The organism is Collinsella sp. AF23-2 (assembly GCF_003459245.1).
Classification (GTDB): domain Bacteria; phylum Actinomycetota; class Coriobacteriia; order Coriobacteriales; family Coriobacteriaceae; genus Collinsella.
On record NZ_QRVG01000001.1, the window covers coordinates 307,337 to 326,350 of the forward strand.

The 19,014-nt window shown below is 61.5% G+C and carries 14 protein-coding genes and 4 tRNA genes; 12 read left to right on the forward strand and 6 right to left on the reverse strand.

Going from position 1 to position 19,014, the window contains the following annotated elements; genetic code table 11:
• Window positions 1-161: 161 nt before the first annotated feature.
• The 4 genes from DWY03_RS01350 to proB all read left to right on the forward strand — a co-directional run bounded on the left by DWY03_RS01350 (window position 162) and on the right by proB (window position 3,551).
• Window positions 162-234, forward strand: a tRNA-Ala gene (locus tag DWY03_RS01350).
• Between the two features lie 64 nt (window positions 235-298).
• Window positions 299-757 (forward strand): hypothetical protein, encoded by a 459-nt coding sequence (locus DWY03_RS01355; RefSeq protein WP_055252324.1) that lies wholly within the window; start codon window positions 299-301, stop codon window positions 755-757.
• Window positions 758-838: 81 nt separating this feature from the next.
• On the forward strand, window positions 839-2,344 hold the full coding sequence (locus DWY03_RS01360) for a nicotinate phosphoribosyltransferase (RefSeq protein ID WP_117583751.1): 1,506 nt from the start codon (window positions 839-841) through the stop codon (window positions 2,342-2,344).
• Between the two features lie 79 nt (window positions 2,345-2,423).
• Window positions 2,424-3,551, forward strand: a complete 1,128-nt coding sequence (gene proB, locus DWY03_RS01365; protein WP_117583750.1) for a glutamate 5-kinase — start codon at window positions 2,424-2,426, stop codon at window positions 3,549-3,551.
• Between the two features lie 101 nt (window positions 3,552-3,652).
• Here proB and DWY03_RS01370 read toward each other — a convergent pair whose 3' ends face one another.
• Entirely contained in the window at window positions 3,653-5,071 is a 1,419-nt protein-coding gene (locus tag DWY03_RS01370; RefSeq protein ID WP_117583749.1) for an alpha/beta fold hydrolase, read from the reverse strand.
• A 112-nt stretch (window positions 5,072-5,183) separates the two neighbouring features.
• Between DWY03_RS01370 and DWY03_RS01375 the strand changes: the two genes are divergently transcribed.
• Window positions 5,184-6,470, forward strand: coding sequence for a glutamate-5-semialdehyde dehydrogenase (locus tag DWY03_RS01375; RefSeq protein ID WP_117583748.1), 1,287 nt, complete (start codon window positions 5,184-5,186; stop codon window positions 6,468-6,470).
• Window positions 6,471-6,540: 70 nt separating this feature from the next.
• On the opposite strand, the gene DWY03_RS01380 is transcribed toward DWY03_RS01375, so the two are convergent.
• Together DWY03_RS01380 and DWY03_RS01385 are read right to left on the reverse strand one after the other, a co-directional pair.
• Window positions 6,541-7,140 carry an HD domain-containing protein gene (locus tag DWY03_RS01380; RefSeq protein ID WP_089572031.1) on the reverse strand — a complete coding sequence of 200 codons (600 nt, stop codon included), beginning with the start codon at window positions 7,138-7,140 and terminating at the stop codon, window positions 6,541-6,543.
• A 117-nt stretch (window positions 7,141-7,257) separates the two neighbouring features.
• Window positions 7,258-7,743: a CarD family transcriptional regulator gene (locus DWY03_RS01385; protein WP_089572030.1), complete on the reverse strand. Its 486-nt coding sequence runs from the start codon at window positions 7,741-7,743 to the stop codon at window positions 7,258-7,260.
• Window positions 7,744-8,085: 342 nt separating this feature from the next.
• Here DWY03_RS01385 and argS point away from each other — a divergent pair, with 342 nt between their 5' ends.
• From argS to DWY03_RS01405, 4 genes are all read left to right on the forward strand, one after another.
• Complete coding sequence (gene argS / locus DWY03_RS01390) at window positions 8,086-9,939, forward strand: arginine--tRNA ligase (protein ID WP_117839747.1); 1,854 nt, start codon at window positions 8,086-8,088, stop codon at window positions 9,937-9,939.
• Between the two features lie 528 nt (window positions 9,940-10,467).
• Window positions 10,468-13,041 carry a transcription termination factor Rho gene (gene rho / locus DWY03_RS01395; protein ID WP_370446033.1) on the forward strand — a complete coding sequence of 858 codons (2,574 nt, stop codon included), beginning with the start codon at window positions 10,468-10,470 and terminating at the stop codon, window positions 13,039-13,041.
• 313 nt (window positions 13,042-13,354) lie between these two features.
• Window positions 13,355-14,755 carry a hypothetical protein gene (locus DWY03_RS01400; RefSeq protein ID WP_117839749.1) on the forward strand — a complete coding sequence of 467 codons (1,401 nt, stop codon included), beginning with the start codon at window positions 13,355-13,357 and terminating at the stop codon, window positions 14,753-14,755.
• 7 nt (window positions 14,756-14,762) lie between these two features.
• A complete protein-coding gene (locus tag DWY03_RS01405; protein ID WP_117839750.1) occupies window positions 14,763-15,212 on the forward strand; it encodes a VanZ family protein in 450 nt (149 codons plus the stop codon).
• A 114-nt stretch (window positions 15,213-15,326) separates the two neighbouring features.
• Here DWY03_RS01405 and DWY03_RS01410 read toward each other — a convergent pair whose 3' ends face one another.
• Window positions 15,327-16,217: an ROK family protein gene (locus DWY03_RS01410; RefSeq protein WP_055252294.1), complete on the reverse strand. Its 891-nt coding sequence runs from the start codon at window positions 16,215-16,217 to the stop codon at window positions 15,327-15,329.
• A 136-nt stretch (window positions 16,218-16,353) separates the two neighbouring features.
• Window positions 16,354-17,535, reverse strand: a complete 1,182-nt coding sequence (locus DWY03_RS01415; RefSeq protein ID WP_055252293.1) for a pyridoxal phosphate-dependent aminotransferase — start codon at window positions 17,533-17,535, stop codon at window positions 16,354-16,356.
• Between the two features lie 166 nt (window positions 17,536-17,701).
• On the opposite strand from DWY03_RS01415, the gene DWY03_RS01420 reads away from it, so the two are divergent.
• The 3 genes from DWY03_RS01420 to DWY03_RS01430 all read left to right on the forward strand — a co-directional run bounded on the left by DWY03_RS01420 (window position 17,702) and on the right by DWY03_RS01430 (window position 17,995).
• A tRNA-His gene (locus DWY03_RS01420) sits at window positions 17,702-17,778 on the forward strand.
• Between the two features lie 22 nt (window positions 17,779-17,800).
• Window positions 17,801-17,876, forward strand: a tRNA-Lys gene (locus DWY03_RS01425).
• Window positions 17,877-17,919: 43 nt separating this feature from the next.
• Window positions 17,920-17,995, forward strand: a tRNA-Lys gene (locus DWY03_RS01430).
• Between the two features lie 83 nt (window positions 17,996-18,078).
• Here DWY03_RS01430 and dinD read toward each other — a convergent pair.
• Window positions 18,079-18,939 carry a DNA damage-inducible protein D gene (gene dinD / locus DWY03_RS01435; RefSeq protein WP_117583741.1) on the reverse strand — a complete coding sequence of 287 codons (861 nt, stop codon included), beginning with the start codon at window positions 18,937-18,939 and terminating at the stop codon, window positions 18,079-18,081.
• Window positions 18,940-19,014 lie beyond the last annotated feature (75 nt).

Below are 19,014 nucleotides of genomic sequence, written 5' to 3' on the forward strand. Positions count from 1 at the left end.
TATAAAATCATTCGGTACACAATGTTTTTTTAATCCCCGTCCCAGAAAAATCATCGAGAGGATCGCCTGCTCGAAAAGTTGTCAAAATAGCCGCGCCCCAAAAAGACTGATTATTGGGCGTTGACAGTTGGCGAGCCGTAGGTAAAATATCGACTTGTCCTGGGGACGTAGCTCAGTTGGGAGAGCGCTGCCGTCGCATGGCAGAGGCCGAGGGTTCGACTCCCTTCGTCTCCACCCTTGGGTTTGATAAGCCGCTGACATTGTGTCGGCGGCTTTTTTTAAAAGAAAGGGCTGTACCATGGCCGAGCTTGAGTCCCAACCACTGTCTGCCGAGGAACGCGCCGAGTTGGAAGAGCTCCGCGCCGAGAAAGCTCGTCGCGAGGCCCAGGAAGAGGCACGCCGCGAGCGTGAGGAGTTGGCCGCCCTGCGTGCCGAGCGCGAGAAGGCCGAGGAGGCCGCTGCGAAGGTTGCATCCGAGCCCAAGCCCGCGCCCGCACCCAAGCCCGCTGCTGCGAAGCCTGCACCTGCCGCGCCCAAACCTCAGCCTAAAAAGGCCGCTCGTCCCAAGTCCGTCGATCCCAAGCCGAGCCGTGACGAGATGAGCTTTGCCCAGCGCATGGTTACCTCCAAGGAGCCTGCGGGTGAGAACGAGATCCCCGGTATGGCGCCGGCTCAAAAAATCATCATTGTCCTTGCCCTCATCGCGTTTGTCATCTTTATGGGCTACACGATCCTGACCAGCATGGGCCTGCTTTAGCCTGTTCGCGCTGGGCTCCATGCCCGCACGCCCGCCTCGCCAACCCTCAACCTCTGCACAACGCATCCGAAAGGTCGCCCCATGGCTTTGACCGACATCTCGCATCCCACCGACATTGCAATGCTCACTGATCTGTACGAACTCACTATGGCCCAGGGCCTGTGGGAGAGCGGCAAGGCCAATGAGCAGGGTTGCTTTACGGCGTTTTACCGCGACCATCCCTTCGGCAGCGCGTATGCCGTCATGTGCGGCACCGCCGAGCTGCCCGAGCTTGTCGAGAATCTGCGCTTTACGCCCGAGGATATCGACTACCTCGCCTCGCTCCAGGCCCCGGCCGGCGGCGCGATGTTCAAGCCTGGATTCCTCGACTACCTGCGCGATTTTCGTGCGCATGTAAACATCGACGCCGTGCCCGAGGGCGAGCTCGTCTTTCCGCGCGAGCCCATGGTTCGCGTCACCGGCCCCGCGCTGGAGTGCCAGCTGCTCGAGACGGCGCTGCTCAACATCGTTGGGTTCCAGACGCTTGTCGCCACCAAGACGGCGCGCGTGGTGCTGGCGGCGGACGGCCGTCCCGTTGCCGAGTTTGGCCTGCGCCGCGCTCAGGGTCCCGATGGCGGCTTGGCCGTCGCGCGCGCGAGCTACGTTGCCGGCTGCTCCTCTACGTCCAATGTGCTCGCCGGCCGCCGCTACGGTATTCCCGTCTTTGGCACGCATGCGCACAGCTGGGTGATGAGCTTCGATTCCGAGCTCGAGGCCTTCCGCGCCTTTGCCAAGTCGAGCCCCAAGAACTGCACGCTGCTCATCGACACCTATGACGTGCGCGAGGGCTGTGAACATGCCATTACGGTTGCCAAGGAGATGGAAGCGGTGGGCGAGCGCCTGTCGGCCATTCGCATCGACTCCGGCGACCTCGCCAAGCTCTCAAAGTATGTGCGCGGCCGTTTTGATGCCGAGGGCCTGCCCTATGTGGGGATCTCGGTTTCTAACGATTTGGATGAGTACACGATTCAGTCCCTGCTCGACCAGGGCGCGCCCATCGACAGCTTTGGCGTGGGCACCAAACTCGCGACCTGCTATGACCAGCCGGCGCTGGGCGGCGTGTACAAGCTTTCCGCCCGCCGTGCGAGCGAGGCAGATCCATGGACGCCGGTGGTCAAGCTCTCTGAGCAGCCATACAAGCGCACGATCCCGGGTGTGCAACGCGTGCGCCGTTATTACGACGGCTTTGGCGGCCCGGTCTGCGACATGATTTATGACGAGGACCATCTGGCAGGGGAGGGCGCCGCGCGCGGCAATACCCTTGTGGCCGTGAACGATGCCGCCCTGGTGACCGACGTGTCCGAACTCGAGTATCGCGAGCTGCTGGTGCCGATCGTGCGCGATGGCAGTGCGGTGGCTCCGCGTGAGAGCATCCAGGACGCGCGCGAGCGCTGTGCTTGGGCGCTCGACCATCTGGACGCAGCTTTCAAGCGCTTCCTGTACCCGCAGACCTATGTGGTGGGTATGGAGCAGGGCCTGGCTCAGGTGCGCGACGAGCTCGTGCGTAAGAACATGGCCGCGGCCTCTGCCTTTCCCTGGGCTCACTAATTCCTTGGGCGGTAGGGGCGAGTCACGCTTCCCTGGCCGCCGGCTCGGCCGTTCGCTGAACAGTTGATTGGTTTGACGTATGACGACTTCTTATAAAACGATGGTGGTAAAGATCGGTTCGTCCACGGTGGTGGGCGCCGACGGCAAGGTCAACCGCGCCTTTATCGGCGGGCTTGCCGACCAGGCCGCAGCGCTGCGCGAGCTTGGCTGGCGCCTGATCGTGGTGAGCTCGGGCGCCATTGCCTGCGGCTATCCCGTGCTGGGCTTCGACCGTAAGCCGGTCGGCGACCTGCCGAGCCTGCAGGCCTGCGCCTCGGCCGGTCAGTGCATCATCTCGTCGGCCTACGACGAGGAGTTCCATGCGCGCGACCTGCTCACCTCGCTCGTGCTGCTCACGCGTCACGACACGGCGCGCCGCACGTCCTACCTGCACGCGCGCGACGCCCTGCTTCGCCTGGTGGAGCTCGGCGTGGTGCCGGTCGTCAACGAGAACGATACCGTCACCGTCGATGAGATCAAGTTTGGCGACAACGACACGCTGGCGGCGCTTGTGAGCTGCCTGGTTTCTGCCGATCTGTGCGTGACGCTCTCGGACATCGATGGCCTCTACACCGCCAATCCGCATGAGGATCCGACGGCCGAGTTTATCCCGGTCGTGCATAAGATCGATGCCAAGATTATCGCCTCGGCGGGCGATTCTTCCACATCGGTGGGTACGGGCGGCATGATCACCAAGATTCGCGCGAGCCGCATTCTCATGACGGCGGGCATTCAAAGCGTGATTTGCTCGGGCGAGGAGCCCGATGCGCTCGTGCGTCTGGCCCGCGGCGAGAGCGTGGGTACGCTGTTCGATCCGCCGGCGGAGCGCCTGGACATTGCGCCGCGCAAGTTGTGGATTGCACTGGGCGACAAGGCACACGGCTCGGTGACGGTCGATGACGGCGCCGCGAAGGCGCTGGTCAGCCGCGGATCGTCGCTGCTCGCGGTGGGTATTCGCGAGGTCGATGGCCAGTTTGCCGAGGGCGATGTGCTCGACGTGTGCGACCCGAGCGGCATGGTTGTCGCCCGCGGTATCGCCGAGGCCGATTCGGACGTGCTGGAGCTTGCCGCCGGCCGCCGCCAGGACCAGATTGCCGGCAACCGTCTACTGGCAGACCTAGCCGAGAAGCCCGCAATCCATAGGGACAACTTGATAGTGTTTGCATAAAGAGAGGCAGCGCTGCGGCTCGTTTTGCCAGCAGTGCTGCCTCTCCTTTTCCGGCACTTGGGGACGTTTCTATTGTGCCGGCAGGTGGGGACACTCCTTTGCTAGAAGATTCGGCGCAGGTCTCCGCGGTTGAGGGACTCGTCGAAGAGGTGCTTGAATACCACACTGCCGTGCAGGCCGTCGTGCTCGAACTCGTTGGTTACCCAGGCGTGCGAGTTGCCCACGCGGCTGAGCGTGTCGAGCTGCAGACTCGAATCGACGTACATGTCATCGAAGTACACCGCGGCCTGGAGCGGCACCTCGTTGCAGGCCAGGCGCTGCGGGTCATAGATCTTGTCCCAGCTGGTGTCTTCCATCAGCAGGTCCATGGCGGGCTTGAAGGGCTTGAGCTCGGGCATCTGCTCGAACATCCACGGGAACATGGCCTCGCCGGTAAACATGAGCGGGCGCGCGAGGGTGTCGAACTCGGCGTGGTGTGCCTTCTCTTCAGCTGCGGCCCAGCCAATGGGCATAGTGTCACCGTCGGCGTATATGAACTCCTGCAGCGTCCAGTACAGCGGATTCGTGCGCGTGTTGGTGCGCTCGAAGGCGCGCATCAAAAAGCTGTCGGATACCGAGGAGCCGCAGCTCAGCGTACCGTCGCCTGTAACAAACGCGTGATCGATAATCCAATGCATGCGCTCAAAGCTCGGCTTCATGCCAAAGTCGCTGCCCATGAGCTGTAGGCGCTCGACCGTCATTGGCGAGCCGTCGGGCAGTACGGGCTTCTGAGCCTCGAGCGCATCGGCCAGGGCTGCCACGCGCTCGACATCGGCGGGGTAACGGTCGTAATACTGCTGCGTCTTGGCGGCCATGCGCGGGAAGGTGTGCGCGTAGACCTCGCTGGCGCTCGCCGGCACGTGCGGAATGCCGCCGCAGGTAAAGCTTGCCGCCACGCCCTCGGGGAAGAGCGACAGATAGCTCAACGTCAAAAAGCCGCCGTAGCTCTGCCCGAGTGTGACCCAGGGCTTGCCGCCAAAGCCCACCAGGCGCAGGTACTCAAAATCGCGCACGATGGAGCTGGCGAGGTGACGCTTGAGGAAGTCCGCCTGCGAGCGGGCCGCATCGGAGCCTGCCGCCTCGGCGCGCTCGCCCAGTGCGGCAATCGTGCGCCCGTCTACACAGCTGCTGCGCCCGGTACCGCGCTGGTCGGGCAGCACGACGCGGAAATGCTTGACGGCCTCTTCGATCCAGCCATCGCTTGTGGGCGACAGCGGACGCGGGCTCTCGCCACCGGGGCCACCCTGCAAAAAGAGAAGGAGCGGCAGGTCGTCGTTGATGCGGTCGGGTGCGCAAACCACACGGTAGAAGAGCTTGATGCTCTCGGGCGCGCCGGCGATGGGTGTCGGTATAGCGCCGCGGCGCATGGTGCTGCCGACGGCCAGGAGCATCGGCTCCAGGCCGCGCCAGTCGAGGGGGACGTCGATGCTGTGGTCCTCGACATACAGGCCGGGGACGTGGTACGAAGTGATGAGGGCCATGTGAGTCTTCCGTTCGTTGCGGTGTTTCGGGTTGACCAATTCTACCGCCGCGGGCGAGGCCATGCGCAAATCGGCTACCATGGTTGCAAACTTCTAGGAGAAAGGGCCGCCCATGTCGGTCGATATGGCCACGTATGTCCACGATCTTGCCGTTGCCGCTAAGGCAGCGTCGGCCTCGCTTGCCACGGCGAGCGACGAGCAGCGCCAGGAGGCCGTGCGCGCCATGGCCGCAGCACTGCGCAACGGTGTCGACTCCATCGTCGCCGCCAACGAGCTCGATATGTCCGCCGCGCGCGATGCGGGGACCTCGGCGGGGCTCCTCGACCGTCTGCTGCTGACGCCCGAGCGCGTCGAGGGTATGGCCGCCGGCCTGGAGAAGCTCGCCGAGCTGCCCGATCCTGTCGGCCGCGTGCTCGACCACCGCGTGCTCGCAAGCGGCGTGGACCTCACCCGCGTGAGCGTGCCGTTGGGCCTGGTCGCCATGGTGTACGAGGCGCGCCCCAACGTGACGGCCGACGCCGCGGGCATCTGCATCCGCACCGGCAACGCCTGCATTCTGCGCGGCGGCTCGCTGGCCTATCACTCGTGTGCCATGATTTCTGAGCTGCTGGCCGATGCGCTCGAGGCCAAGGGCTTCCCGCGCGAGGCCGTGTCGATGATCGAGTCTACCGACCGCGAGGCCACCGGCGAGCTCATGAAGCTCCGCGGCGTCGTCGATGTGCTCATTCCGCGTGGCGGTGCGGGCCTGATCCAGCGCTGCGTGCGCGAGTCGCTCGTTCCGGTGATCGAGACGGGCACGGGTAACTGCCACATCTACGTGCATGAATCCGCCGACTTCGATAAAGCGCTCAATATTATCGTTAATGCCAAGACCCAGCGTGTAGGCGTGTGCAATGCCGCCGAGTCGCTGCTGGTCGACCATGCTGTGGCCAATGTGTTTTTGCCCGCGGTCGTTGCCGTGCTGCACGACCACGGCGTGCTCATTCACGGCGACGAGGCCACGTGTGCCGCGTGCGCCGATGCCGGCTTTGTGGAGGGCGATGACTACGTCGCCGCGACTGAGGAGGACTGGGGTCGCGAGTACCTGGCGCTCGAGATGAGCGTGAAGGTCGTGGCAAACGAGGACGAGGCCATCGCACACATCAATCGCTACGGCACGATGCACTCCGAGGCCATCGTTGCCGAGGATACGGATGCTTGCGAGCGCTTCCTGGACGCGGTCGATGCCTCGGCCGTGTACGCCAACGCCAGCACGCGCTTTACCGACGGCGGCGAGTTTGGCCTGGGCGCCGAGATCGGCATCTCGACCCAAAAGCTCCACGCCCGTGGCCCCTTTGCCGCCGAGGCCCTCACCACCTACAAATACAAGCTCCGAGGCACCGGCCAGGTCCGCCCCTAACGCCCGCGCAAACAAAAACCACCACAAAGGTGCCTGTCCCCTTTGTGGCGGTTTTAGGTGGCGTGGGCGGTTAGGCCTGGAAGGTATCGCGGTCGGGGGCGAAGGACTGCATGGCCGCGATGGTGCGGTCAAAGAGCTCGGGGAGCTCCCAGCCCAACATCTCGGCGCCCTGCGAAATCACGTCGCGCGAGCAGCCGGCGGCAAAGCGCTTGTCCTTGAACTTCTTCTTGAGCGACTTGGTCGTAAAGTCCATAACGCTCTTGCTCGGGCGCATGATGACTGCAGCGCCGATCAGGCCGGTGAGCTCATCGCAGGCAAACAGGATCTTTTCCATCTGCAGCTCGGGTTTGGGCAGCGAGGTGTTGAAGTCCGACGTGTGCGTCTGGATGGCGCGAATGAGCTCGGGAGACGCACCTTCGCCCTCAAGAATCTCGGCAGCATAGATGGTGTGGTTCATGGGGTCGTCCTCATGCTCCTCCCAATCCAGGTCGTGCAGCAGACCGACGATGCCCCAAAACTCCTCGTTCTCGGGGTCGAACTCGCGCGCAAAGTAGCGCATAGTGCCCTCGACCGTCTCGCCATGGGTGATGTGGAACGGGTCCTTGTTGTGTTCGTTGAGCAGTTCGAACGCGCGGTCGCGGGTGATTCCGGCGGTAAGCGGCTCTGCCATAAGAGACTCCTTGTGCTCGTGGGTATCAATAAGAATGAATACTACTAGAACGACTAGAACGAAAAAACCACCACAAAGGTGCCTGTCCCCTTTGTGGTGGTTTTTGGCGCGGATGGGTTAGTTGAGGGCGGCTTGGGCTAGGCGGGCTTCGGCGGCCTCCTCGGTGACGCCCAATGCCACGGCGAACTCCTCGATGGAGCGGCGCTTGGCTTCCTTGAGTACACGCATATAGTAAGAGCTGGGCTTTTTATCGGCTTCCTCGGCCTGGCGAATGCGGTGCATCATGGTCTTTGCCACGCGGACCGTCTCGGGCGCGCCCAGCTTGAGCTGCTGCTTAAAGTGTGTCTCTTCAAGCGAGCTGTTGCGCTCGGTAAAGGTGTCGCACTCCAGCTCGTCATAGTGGCTCAGCAGATGCTCGGCATCTTGCTGAGAGATGGCGGCATGCAGACGGTCGGCCTGCGCCACGGGGTACATAAGGATCGTCTGCGCATGCCCCTGCTTGGCCTCGAGCAACAGCATGGGCTGCGGCGTGTCGTCCCTAAAACCGACGACGGTGCAGACTCCCTGACCCGGATGAATGACGTGTTGACCGATTGAGAACATGCTACCTCCAACTTATACGAATTTACGTATGTCTAGAATAACACGCTGACGTGCGCAAATCCTCACTTTATGCAGGAAAAGCACACAACTCTGATAGGTAAGAGTATTCGATAAAAGACACAGCTCATTCACACCTTTATGCATTTTCAACGCGTGCATAATCTGCAGGCAGACCGGCATCTTTGAGTGAGTCCATGCAAGCTGTAGTCAATTTTGTGCATATGCAATTTCGATTGGCTTTACCCTGCGACAGTGTCCCTCGCTTGTGATAGAGTGCTACAAACTCTGGCTTTTGCCCTACGAGTGACCAAGAGCTCGGGGGCTTTAACACAAGGAGGATCTATGCCCGAGAAGATTGAAGAGCTGGTACGCGCTGCGCTTGCTGCGGCCCAGGAGGCCGGCGACCTTTCCGCATTTGAACTTGACGATTGCGCTATCGAGCGACCGGCTGACACTTCTCATGGCGAGTGGACCTCCACCATGGCCCTGAAGTCCGCCAAGCTGGCTCACTGCGCCCCGCGCAAGATCGCCGAGGCCATCGTTGCCCATATGCCCGAGGACCCCGCGATTGAGAAGGTCGAAATCGCAGGCCCCGGTTTCATCAACTTCTACCTCTCCGTTGCCGTCAAGAATGCCATCTTTGGCGAGGCTCGCGAGAAGGGCATGGACTTCGCTAAGTCCAACGTCGGTGGTGGCCTGAAGACCCAGGTCGAGTTTGTTTCCGCCAACCCCGTCGGCCCCATGCACATCGGCCACGGCCGCTGGGCCGCGCTGGGCGACTCGCTCTGCCGTGTTATGGACCACGCCGGTTACGACATCCAGCGTGAGTTCTACATCAACGACCACGGCTCTCAGATGAACACCTTCGGCAACTCCATCAGCACGCGCTATATGCAGCTTGCCGACATCATCGCCAAGCAGGGCGTTGATATCGAGGAGGCTCACAAGCTGCTGATCACCGACCGTGACGCCTTTGTTGCCGACGAGAACGACGAGCACCCCGAGACCCATCCGTATCAGGACAACTTTGCCGAGACTCTGGGCAAGGACTCCTACGGCGGCGACTACATCATCGACGAGGCCGCCGAGTTCTGGCGCACCGACGGCGATAAGTGGGTCAACGCCGATCCGCAGGAGCGCATGGAGAGCTTCCGCGAGCGCGGCTATGTAAAGATGGTCGATAACATGCGCGACCTCTGCCACGCCGTCAACTGCGACTTCGATCGTTGGTACTCCGAGCGCTCGCTGTATGTGAAGGACACCGAGGGCGAGACCGCCGGCACCTCCGCCGTCGACCGCGCTTTTGAGAAGCTCGACAAGATGGGCTACCTCTACACCAAGGACGGCGCCCTGTGGTTCCGCTCCACCGATCTGGGCGACGACAAGGACCGCGTCCTGATCAAGTCCGACGGCGAGTACACCTACTTCGCCTCCGACGTCGCCTATCACTGGGATAAGTTCCAGCGCGTCGATCACGTCATCGACATCTGGGGCGCCGACCACCACGGTTACATCGAGCGCGTACGCTGCGTCTGCGACGCTCTGGGTTACCCCGGCAAGTTTGAGGTTCTGCTGGGCCAGCTCGTCAACCTGCTGCGTAACGGCAAGCCCGTCCGCATGTCCAAGCGCAAGGGCACCATGGTGACCCTGCAGGAGCTCGTCGACGAGGTCGGCTCCGATGCCGCTCGCTACACGCTCATCTCCAAGAGCTCCAACCAGATGGTCGACTTCGACATCGAGGCCGTTAAGAAGCGCGACAACTCCAACCCGGTCTATTACGTGCAGTATGCTCACGCCCGCGTGTGCTCCATCCTGCGCCGTGCCGCCGACGTTACCGCCGAGCAGGCCGACGAGATGGGCATGAAGGCCGTTGCCGCCAAGGCCATCGGTGAGAACGTCGATTACTCGCTGCTGACCGACCCGACCGAGCTCGCCCTTTCGCGCAAGCTCAACGAGCTCACCGACCTGATCGCCAGCTGTGCTCGCGATCGCGCTCCGTTCCGTCTGACCCACTTTGCCGAGGAGCTCGCCGGCGACTTCCACAGCTTCTACGCTGCCTGCCAGGTTCTGCCGAGCGAGGGCCGTCCCGTCGACCCCGAGCTTTCGCGCGCCCGTCTGGCAGCTTGTGACGCTGTCCGCGTGACGCTCGCCCTGGTGCTTACCCTCGTTGGCGTTTCCGCGCCCGAGCAGATGTAATCTGCGGGTCATTTGACCGTGTAGGTTTGGTTTAACTGAGCCCTATAAGCCCGATCTCCTACGGAGGTCGGGCTTTTTTCGCAAACGCCGACGTATTGATGAATTTGGAGCTGCTAGAAATACGAAACTATGCCGGTTTACTACGATGAATTGAGGAATTCCAACTACGCTGGCTTTTCGCAAAAAAGTGCAAGGCATCTACCTGCGGTTTTAGTTCAACCGGTTTCGGAGTGGTCGCGGTTGAGCGATTCATCGTAGTAAACCGCCATAGTTTTGGCGGAGGCAGTCAGATTTGTGGGTGGCAAACAAAGAGTGTCCCTTTTGACTAGTCGTTTAAGAACGTCCCCAATGACTAAGTTGCAGGTGGCGGCGGTTGTGTTACACTAACGCAGCGTAGTTGACGCAATCATCTCGATACAGATCAATGATGTCCGTCGTTTTGAACGGAACTAGACTGTTTAGCCGCCCTGAAGGTTTATGCAGGGAGCATGTGATCACAGGGCTTGAAAAGAAAGTTGAGCAAACACTGTGTCTGATCAACAGCAAGAAAACGAAATAACGACGACGCAGGCCGCTCCCGCTGCACCGGTTGCGTCGGACCAGGTCGCGGCGCCCGCGCAAGCCTCGGCTCCTGAGACGCCTAAGGCTGCTTCGACGCCTATGCCTGTAGCGGCTGAGAAGGCCGTGCCTGCAACTGGTGAGGAGGCTGCTCCGGCAAAGCCCAAGCGCATGCGCCGCACGGCCAAGCCTGCCGCTGACGGCGAGGAGGTCACCAAGCCAAAGCGCCGTACCACGCGCACGACGCGCGCCAAGCTCACCGTTGCAGCTGACTCCTCGGCGCCGATTTCCGATGAGGTCGCGCAGGCACGTGCGTTGGCGCAGATTAGCGAGGCTCAGGTGGTGCGCGCCCGCCGTCGTGCTGCCGAGCGCGAGGCCGCGGCTCTGACCGAGCTTGCAGCTCCGTCTGTACTCGAGACCCCTGCCGCCACCGAGGTTCTTGCCGCCGACCAGCCGACCGAGAAGCCGGCACCGCGCACACGCCGTCGCACGGCCGCTAAGGCCGAGCAGGTTGCTGAACAGGTAACCCCCGAGCCCACTGAGGCTTCGGTCCGTTCCGCGGCAGGGGAGGGCACATCGCCTGTTGAGCCCGCTGCGCCTGTCGAGGCCAGCGAAGTTCCCGTTGTCGATCCGGCTTTGCGCCCGCACCGTCGCGGTCGCAAGCCCAAGGCCTTTGTCGAGGCCGAGAAGGCCGCAGCCGCAGCCGCTGCCGCTCGGGATGCTGCGGCGACTGCCAAGTCCTCAACTGCTGCCGTTGCACCCGTCCAGGATGCCACGACTTCCGAGGCCGTTTCTGCCGATGCCGAGCCCGCCGACGTCCGTCCCGGTCGCAGCCGTCGCACTGCTGCTAAGCGCACGTCCAAGGCTAAGGCTGCCAAGAAGGGTGCGTCCGAGGATTCCGCCGAGACGACCGCCGATGCATCGACTGATGCCGTCGAGCCCCAGGACGTCGAACAGCCTGCATCCGAGAAGCCCAAGCGCGGTCGCAAGAAGTCCGTTAAGGCCAAGGCCGCCGAGCAGCATGCTGATGTCGAAGCGCAGGTCGATTCCGGCGCCGAGGCCAATGACGCCGCTGCGGCCAATGTTGACACCACCGCAACCGATGGTGCCGCCCCCGCCGAGGGCGAAGACGGCGCTCGCCCCAACCGTCGCCAGCACAAGCGCAACGAGGAGCGCAACGAGCGCAAGGACGAGCGCAACAACGACCGTCGCAACCGCCAGCGCGATCGCAAGCAACGCAACAAGGAGCGTAATGCCGCTCCCACCGAGCCCACGCTTTCGCGCGAGGAGCTCGCTGCCATGAAGGTCGCCGAACTTCGCGAGAAGGCCAAGGAGTTCGAGATCGAGACGACCGGCAAGAAGAAGGCCGAGCTCGTCGAGGAAATCTACGTCACCGCTGCGAAGGCCGAGGGCTTCCGCGACATCAAGGGCATTCTGCAGATTCGCCCGGACAGCTCCGGCATCATCCACGCCCATGGCTACATGAAGTCCAACGACGACGCCTTCGTGCCCGCCTACCTCATCCGCTCCGCGCGCCTGCGCACGGGCGACGTCATCGAGGGCTCGCTGCGTCCTTCGCGCGGCGGCGACAAGCGCGCCGGCCTCGCCAAAATCACGACCGTCAACGGTCTGGACCCCGAGCAGATTCGCAACCGTCCCAAGTTCGGCGACCTCACCCCGGTCTATCCCAACGAGCCGCTGCGCATGGAGCACGGCAAGGACTCTATTACCGGTCGCGCCATCGACATCGTGTCACCGATCGGCAAGGGCCAGCGCGGCCTGATCGTGTCCCCGCCCAAGGCCGGCAAGACCACGATCCTCAAGAAGATCTGCCAGTCTATCTCGATTAACAACCCCGAGGTGCACCTCATCTGCCTGCTCGTCGACGAGCGCCCCGAAGAGGTCACCGATATGCAGCGTTCCATCAAGGGTGAGGTTGTGGCGTCGACCTTCGATATGCCTGCCGACAACCACACCCGCGTGGCAGAGCTCGTCATCGAGCGCGCCAAGCGCATCGTAGAGCTGGGTGGCGACGTCGTGGTGGTGCTCGACTCCATCACGCGCCTCGCCCGCGCCTACAACTTGGCGGCGCCTGCCTCGGGCCGCATCCTTTCGGGCGGCGTCGATTCGGCGGCACTGTATCCGCCCAAGCGCTTCCTGGGTGCAGCCCGCAATATCGAGAACGGCGGCTCGCTCACCATCCTGGCCTCTGCCCTCATCGACACCGGTTCCAAGATGGACGAGGTCATTTTCGAGGAGTTCAAGGGCACCGGCAACATGGAGCTTAAGCTCGACCGCGACCTGGCCGACCGCCGCATCTTCCCGGCTATCGACCCCGTTGCCTCCGGTACGCGTAACGAGGACCTGTTGGTCGACGAGCAGATGCGTCCGTTTGTCTTTGGTCTGCGTCGCATTCTTGCAGGCATGAACAACACCGAGCGCGCGGCCGCATCGTTTATCAAGGGTCTTAAGGGCACCAACACCAACCAGGAGTTCCTGGTGCGTTCGGCCAAAAAACACAGCGACTACGAGCAGACGTTCTAGGTTGTCATCCACGCGCAGCGATAGTCATCAATGCGATAAAGGGTCGGGGCTTTGAGCCTCGGCCCTTTTCCATAGCGCCGCTCCGCGCTTATTTTTGACCGTAAGACCGACGAGCAGCAGGTTTCCCGTTTCAATCCGACATCGTCGCTTGCAATCGACAGGGCGGTTTCGCATAATAGCTTTAAAGCTTCGCGACGGAAAACGCAGATGAAACGAACCATATACCGTTGCTTTGGGGCATAGCCCCGCTTCATCTTCTCTCGCGCAGCCAACTGAATGATGCGATTTGGGTGCTGGAAGATGGGGAGAGCTCATGGCTTCTTCTGATGCAACACAACGAGCAGTCCTTGCCGGACTTTCGTGCGGGATCGGCCTTGCCGCTCCCGTGGTTATGTATGCCGCGACGCTGCCGTTTTCGTCGGTGAACGAGACGGTCGTGGCGGGTGCGGTTCCCTTCGCCGTGGGCGCGGTGGCGGGCGTGGGCATCTATGCCGCCTCGCTGGGTATCTCCGAGTATCGTGCGCAGCGTGAAGAGCGTCTGTTCCAGCCCGATGCCATGGGCGGTGCCGCCAATCTCAATCAGCATCAAAGCGAGTTCAAGACCGCCTCGATTCCAGCTCAGCAGCAGGATGCGACTCCTTACGCTGCGACTTCTGCTTCTCAGGCTCAGTCGGAGCAGTCTACCTCGGCATTCCTTTCCGGCCTGACTGGTGCGTTCCAGCGCCGTCATGCCGATGATGGTGTCCCTACCATCGCTCGAGCTGCAGATGCTATGGACGAGGACGAGGCTTGGTCTATGATCGACAGTATGCTCGACGACGATTCGCCGGTGAGCTGCGACCCTGCACACTCGCGCGACGTCTATCAAGTCGCCATCGACGAGCTCACCAACGGCGGGCAGTCCGGCTCCTTCAATCGCGACGACATCGCCGCCGCGGCACGCGCCGTGTCTGGCTCCCAGGCCGCCCCTGCGGGCAGCACGGCGGCTTTCGTGGCACTCGTCGCCAACGCGGCAGCCAATAACGCCTACAGCGCTACCTCGGCGGACGCGAACGCTTCTGCCGATAATTCGTACGTTGATGAAGCCATGACCGCGGACGAGGAGGCCGTTGCCGCCCGCCGCGCCGCCGAAAGCTCGCTTTGGGGCGCTCCTGCCCAGCAGCAGGCGGCTGAGGCTGCGCCGTACAACGCAAACCTCGCCAGCATGCCTATCATCTCCGGTGTCGCGGACATCGATCTCGATGACCTCGATGAGCCTGCAGCCATCACCGCATCGATTGATGCCCAAGATCGCATCGACACCGGCGACCTTCCGGACGCTTCGCTCGAGGTTGATGTCCCTATGGCCGATTACTCAGGCCACGAGGACATGTGGGCCGCCGCCACCGCGATTCTGGATGAGATTGACGAGCCTGCTCCTGTTGCAGCCCCCGCTCCCGTCACTGCCCCTCAGCCTGCTGCCCCCGCCTATGTTGGCCGTCACAGCGCTGTGTTCCCCGAGGATACTGCCCGCATCTCGCGTGAGAGCATCGAGCGAGCCGAGGCTATTGCCGCCGGCATTATGGAAAATCGTCGTCACGAGCGCGTCAATCAGATCCTCGAGGAAGAGATCGAGCGCCTGCAGTCCTCTACCGCCAAGCGTACGGGCCGTGCCTATCTGAGCGTTATCGAGGGCGGTACCGCCAGCTTCGCGCCGCTCCGCGCGGAGGCATAACTTCTGCATGGTTAAGATCAATCGAAAATGGGCGGTCGCGACCTGCCTGATGGCGCTCTTGATCTGGGGCAATTCGCTGGTTCCCGGCTCGGGGTCGGGCTCGTTGAGCCTAACAGTCATGGAAGCTATCCGCGGTTTCCTGCACGGCGTGGGACTTCCATATGCATGGGTGACCAACTTTGTTGTTCGCAAGTGCGCGCATTTTACCGAGTATATGGTGCTCGGTATCTTGGCAACGCACGCCTTTGATTTTGAGGGCCGGCGCACCTTTGACGTGCTGCTGCCCACGGCGGTGTTCCTGCTGCTGATTCCCTCGATCGACGAGACGATTCAGCTCTTTGTGCCGGGACGCGCCGGCATGATCACCGATGTGATGATCGACTGCTGTGGTGCGGCAACGGGCGTTGTGCTCCGATATCTCTTACGGCCGCTGATGCGCGCCAAAAAAGCCGCCTAGGACGTATTGTTTGGTCCTAGGCGGCCTTTTTTATTTGAGGGCTTATATGAGGCGTGGTGGCGTCGTTCCGTAGGTCGGATTTGCCGGGCGCGCCACGCCCTGTGGGTGCGTCTGCTACTGAAGCGCCTGAGCGCCCAGGGCCAAGCAGCCCATAATGCCCTGTTTGCCCTCGAGGCTGTTGTTGACGATATAGCTATCAATGTCGGCCATCTCGGGCGTGACGATGTAGCCGTTGAGCATCTCGGCGCACTTCTTGCGCGCGAGCGGCACGATGGGGGTGTGGTCGGCCACGCCGCCACCGATGACGATCTTTTGCGGTGCGTAGCACAGGATGTAGGTCATGAGCGCCTGCGCCAGATAGCCGGCGAGCAGGTCCATGGCCTCCGGGTCATCGGCCATCTCTCCGGCGCTCTTGCCACCCCAGCGCTTTTTGACGCCGGGACCGGCGATGAGGCCCTCGAGGCAGTTGTCGTGGAAGGGGCAGCCGCTGTGCTCGCCGATGGTGTCGCGCGGGTCGCGCGTGACCAGGATGTGGCCGGCCTCGGGATGCATCATGCCGTGCACGAGCTTACCGCCCGAGAGCACGCCGGCGCCCACGCCGGTACCGATGGTCAGATACACCACGTCAGTGAGGCCCTGGGCGCAACCAAAGGTGACCTCGCCCAGGCAGGCGACGTTGACGTCGGTGTCGTAGCCGCAGGGAATATTGAGCTCGTTTTGGATGGTGCCCAGCAGGTCAAAGTAGCGCCATGCCGTTTTGGGCGTCTCCAGGATCTTGCCGTATTGGGACGAGGCAGGGTTGACTGCGGTGGGGCCAAAGGCGCCGATGCCCAGCGCGGCGATGTCCTTGTCGGCAAACCATGCGTTGACGGCCTCAACGGTCTCCTGCGGGGTCGTGGTCGCAATCTGCTCGCGTTCCAGGACCGTGCCGTCTGCATAGCCCGTGGCGCAGACCATCTTGGTGCCGCCGGCCTCGAGCGCTCCGATAAGCTGCTGCTCTGCCATAGTATTCCTCTCTGGACGAGTTGCTCCGTGACTAAAGTATAGCGCTCTAAAAAATAAATGAGGTCGCTATAAAAAGAAACCTCATGGCCCAACGGGTTCACGAGGTTTCTTTAGTGCCTTTAGTTACTGACCGTCCTTACCCGCGCGGGTTGATTTTATCACGTAGCGACTTGAGGTTCTCAAGCGCAGCGTTGAGCGTCTCGTCTCGCTTGGCAAAGTGGAAACGAATCAGATGGTTGACGGGCTCGCGGAAGAAGCTCGATCCGGGAACAGCGCCCACGCCCACCTTGGAGGCCAGGTCCTCGCAGAAGTCGAGGTCGCTGTCATAGCCAAACTCCGAGATATCCATCATCACGTAGTAGGCGCCCTGCGGCACGTTGTGCTCAAGACCGATGCTATCGAGCCCCTGACAGAATAGGTCGCGCTTGGCGGTGTAGAGGTCGAGGACCTCCTGGTAATAGCTGTCGTCGAATTTGAGGGCGGTGACGACAGCTTCCTGCAGGGGAGCGGCAGCACCCACGGTGAGGAAGTCGTGGACCTTTTTAATGCGCTCGGTGATCTGGGCCGGGGCGATGGTGTAGCCCAGACGCCAGCCGGTGATGGAGTACGTCTTAGACAGCGAACTGCAGCTGATGGTTCGATCGAACATGCCGGGCAGCGTGGCCATATAGACGTGCTCGTGGGGCGCGTAGACGATGTGCTCGTATACCTCGTCGGTAATGCAGTAGGCGTCGTACTTTTTGCAGAGGTCGGCGATTAAGGTGAGCTCCTCGCGCGTAAAGACCTTGCCGCAGGGGTTGGAAGGGTTGCACAGGACGATGGCCTTGGGATCGTTGTCGCGGAAGGCCGCCTCGAGTGTCTCGCGGTCAAAGTCGAACGCAGGTGGGTTAAGCGGCACGTAGATGGGCTCGGCACCCGAGAGGATCGTGTCGGCGCCGTAGTTCTCGTAGAATGGCGAGAAGATGACGACCTTGTCGCCGGGGTTTGTGACCGTCATCATGGCGGCCATCATGGCCTCGGTGGAGCCGCAGGTGACCACGATGTTCTCGTTGGGGTTGATCGGCATGCCCATAAAGTGCTCCTGCTTGGCGGCAAGCGCCTCACGCATGGCCTGGGAGCCCCAGGTGATGGAGTACTGGTGATAGAGCGGCTTGGGGTCGCTGGCGATGGCGCTCAGGCTGTTGAGCAGCTGCGCCGGGGGATCGAAGTCGGGGAAGCCCTGCGACAGGTTGACGGCGCCATACTTATTGGAGATGCGCGTCATGCGGCGGATGACCGAATCGGTAAACGTTGCCGTACGGTTGGAGAGTTCTTTCATGCTTGTCCTTTCGAGCATTTGCAGTGGGGCAAGTTTACTCCTATGAAACCGGTGGGAATTGCTCGAAATGGTCTCGAAAAACTCTTTTCAAAATTCTTGAAAATTGGGGCTTGCATCGCGTGGCGTTCCTTGCAATAATAGTCGAGCGCGAAGCGCACAGGACACGGTGGGTGTAGCTCAGTTGGCTAGAGCGACGGGTTGTGGTCCCGTAGGTCGAGGGTTCGAGTCCCTTTACCCACCCCAGTTCTTGCTTCGTGTTGATATCGGGTCGTTAGCTCAGTTGGTAGAGCAGGGGACTCTTAATCCCAAGGTCCAGGGTTCGACCCCCTGACGGCCCACCACACGATATCTCCTCTAAAGTCCGCCACAACGGACTTTAGCTTTGGGTCGTTAGCTCAGTTGGTAGAGCAGGGGACTCTTAATCCCAAGGTCCAGGGTTCGACCCCCTGACGGCCCACCAAAGATTGTTAAGACGGTCAACTTCGGTTGGCCGTCTTTTTTATTAACCTCGCATGGGGCCGAACCCGTAAGGGCACAGACGCTTTACAAGTCGAGCCTGCCCTGGGGGTCGGTGAATCCGTCTGTACCCTCCTTGAGCTTTTTCTCGTCTGCTTTCACGCGACGTTCGAGCTTCTTTGTATCTTCGGCAGGCGGTAGGTTCTCAGGTACAATTCCGCGGTCGATGAGGCTGCCACGCACGCTTGTGTTGTTCTCGACGTGCTCTTGCTTGATCTGGTCCAGACCGTACAGGTCGTGTTCCTCGGCGTTGAAGGCCGTCATCGAGTTCGTAAGGTCCTTTGCTTTGATGAGAACATCGGCTAGCCTGTCCGCCAATGCCGAGCTCTTGGATACGCCGAGCTGTTGTTTCATTTCCGCCGTGCTTCTGCCGCCGAATAACGCTTCATCGCCCTTCGACTTGATGATCGCGAATCCTTTGGAGTCCACGCCGCGTTTGAACGCAATACCCGAGAGCTGTTTCTCTGAATCAGATAGCGAGTGGCGCGCCTGCAAGCGCTGAATCTCTGCGAAGCGCTGCTCTATGAGCTCTTGGCGGCGCGTCTGCACGGCGAAGTACGCCTGTGCGAGCGCGATTTCTTGCTTGTTTGAATCTCCGTTCTGGGCGATTAAATAGCATGCATAGCGCGTAAGTTTGTAGTCTTTAACCGCGCGAGCGGCGACACCGGCAGTTACCATTTTCGTGGTGTCACGAAAATGGGAATCAACTGGAGTTTTGTTTGTTTCGCACGAGACTTTTGCCCTCTTAACAACTTCGGCAAAGTTCTCCCATCGAGTGTACCCCATGGGTTCCATTAAATCGCGTGCGAGCCAATACTCAACGCCGTCTTCTACATTGGCGTAGCTATCAAGTTCGACACGCCACTTCTCGATATCTCTACTGTCCATATCTCCTCCTCGCTGGCCTATTGTCTATGCGGGCTTTGCCCGCTCCGTATTCAGAATAAGGATACGCTGCCGTAC

What these genes read in the sequence shown, in the direction of transcription:
- DWY03_RS01355 (WP_055252324.1), top strand. Translation starts at nt 299, where the DNA reads ATGGCCGAGCTTGAGTCCCAACCACTGTCTGCCGAGGAACGCGCCGAG.
- DWY03_RS01360 (WP_117583751.1), top strand. Translation starts at nt 839, where the DNA reads ATGGCTTTGACCGACATCTCGCATCCCACCGACATTGCAATGCTCACT.
- proB (WP_117583750.1), top strand. Translation starts at nt 2,424, where the DNA reads ATGACGACTTCTTATAAAACGATGGTGGTAAAGATCGGTTCGTCCACG.
- DWY03_RS01370 (WP_117583749.1), bottom strand. Translation starts at nt 5,071, where the DNA reads ATGGCCCTCATCACTTCGTACCACGTCCCCGGCCTGTATGTCGAGGAC.
- DWY03_RS01375 (WP_117583748.1), top strand. Translation starts at nt 5,184, where the DNA reads ATGTCGGTCGATATGGCCACGTATGTCCACGATCTTGCCGTTGCCGCT.
- DWY03_RS01380 (WP_089572031.1), bottom strand. Translation starts at nt 7,140, where the DNA reads ATGGCAGAGCCGCTTACCGCCGGAATCACCCGCGACCGCGCGTTCGAA.
- DWY03_RS01385 (WP_089572030.1), bottom strand. Translation starts at nt 7,743, where the DNA reads ATGTTCTCAATCGGTCAACACGTCATTCATCCGGGTCAGGGAGTCTGC.
- argS (WP_117839747.1), top strand. Translation starts at nt 8,086, where the DNA reads ATGCCCGAGAAGATTGAAGAGCTGGTACGCGCTGCGCTTGCTGCGGCC.
- DWY03_RS01400 (WP_117839749.1), top strand. Translation starts at nt 13,355, where the DNA reads ATGGCTTCTTCTGATGCAACACAACGAGCAGTCCTTGCCGGACTTTCG.
- DWY03_RS01405 (WP_117839750.1), top strand. Translation starts at nt 14,763, where the DNA reads ATGGTTAAGATCAATCGAAAATGGGCGGTCGCGACCTGCCTGATGGCG.
- DWY03_RS01410 (WP_055252294.1), bottom strand. Translation starts at nt 16,217, where the DNA reads ATGGCAGAGCAGCAGCTTATCGGAGCGCTCGAGGCCGGCGGCACCAAG.
- DWY03_RS01415 (WP_055252293.1), bottom strand. Translation starts at nt 17,535, where the DNA reads ATGAAAGAACTCTCCAACCGTACGGCAACGTTTACCGATTCGGTCATC.
- dinD (WP_117583741.1), bottom strand. Translation starts at nt 18,939, where the DNA reads ATGGACAGTAGAGATATCGAGAAGTGGCGTGTCGAACTTGATAGCTAC.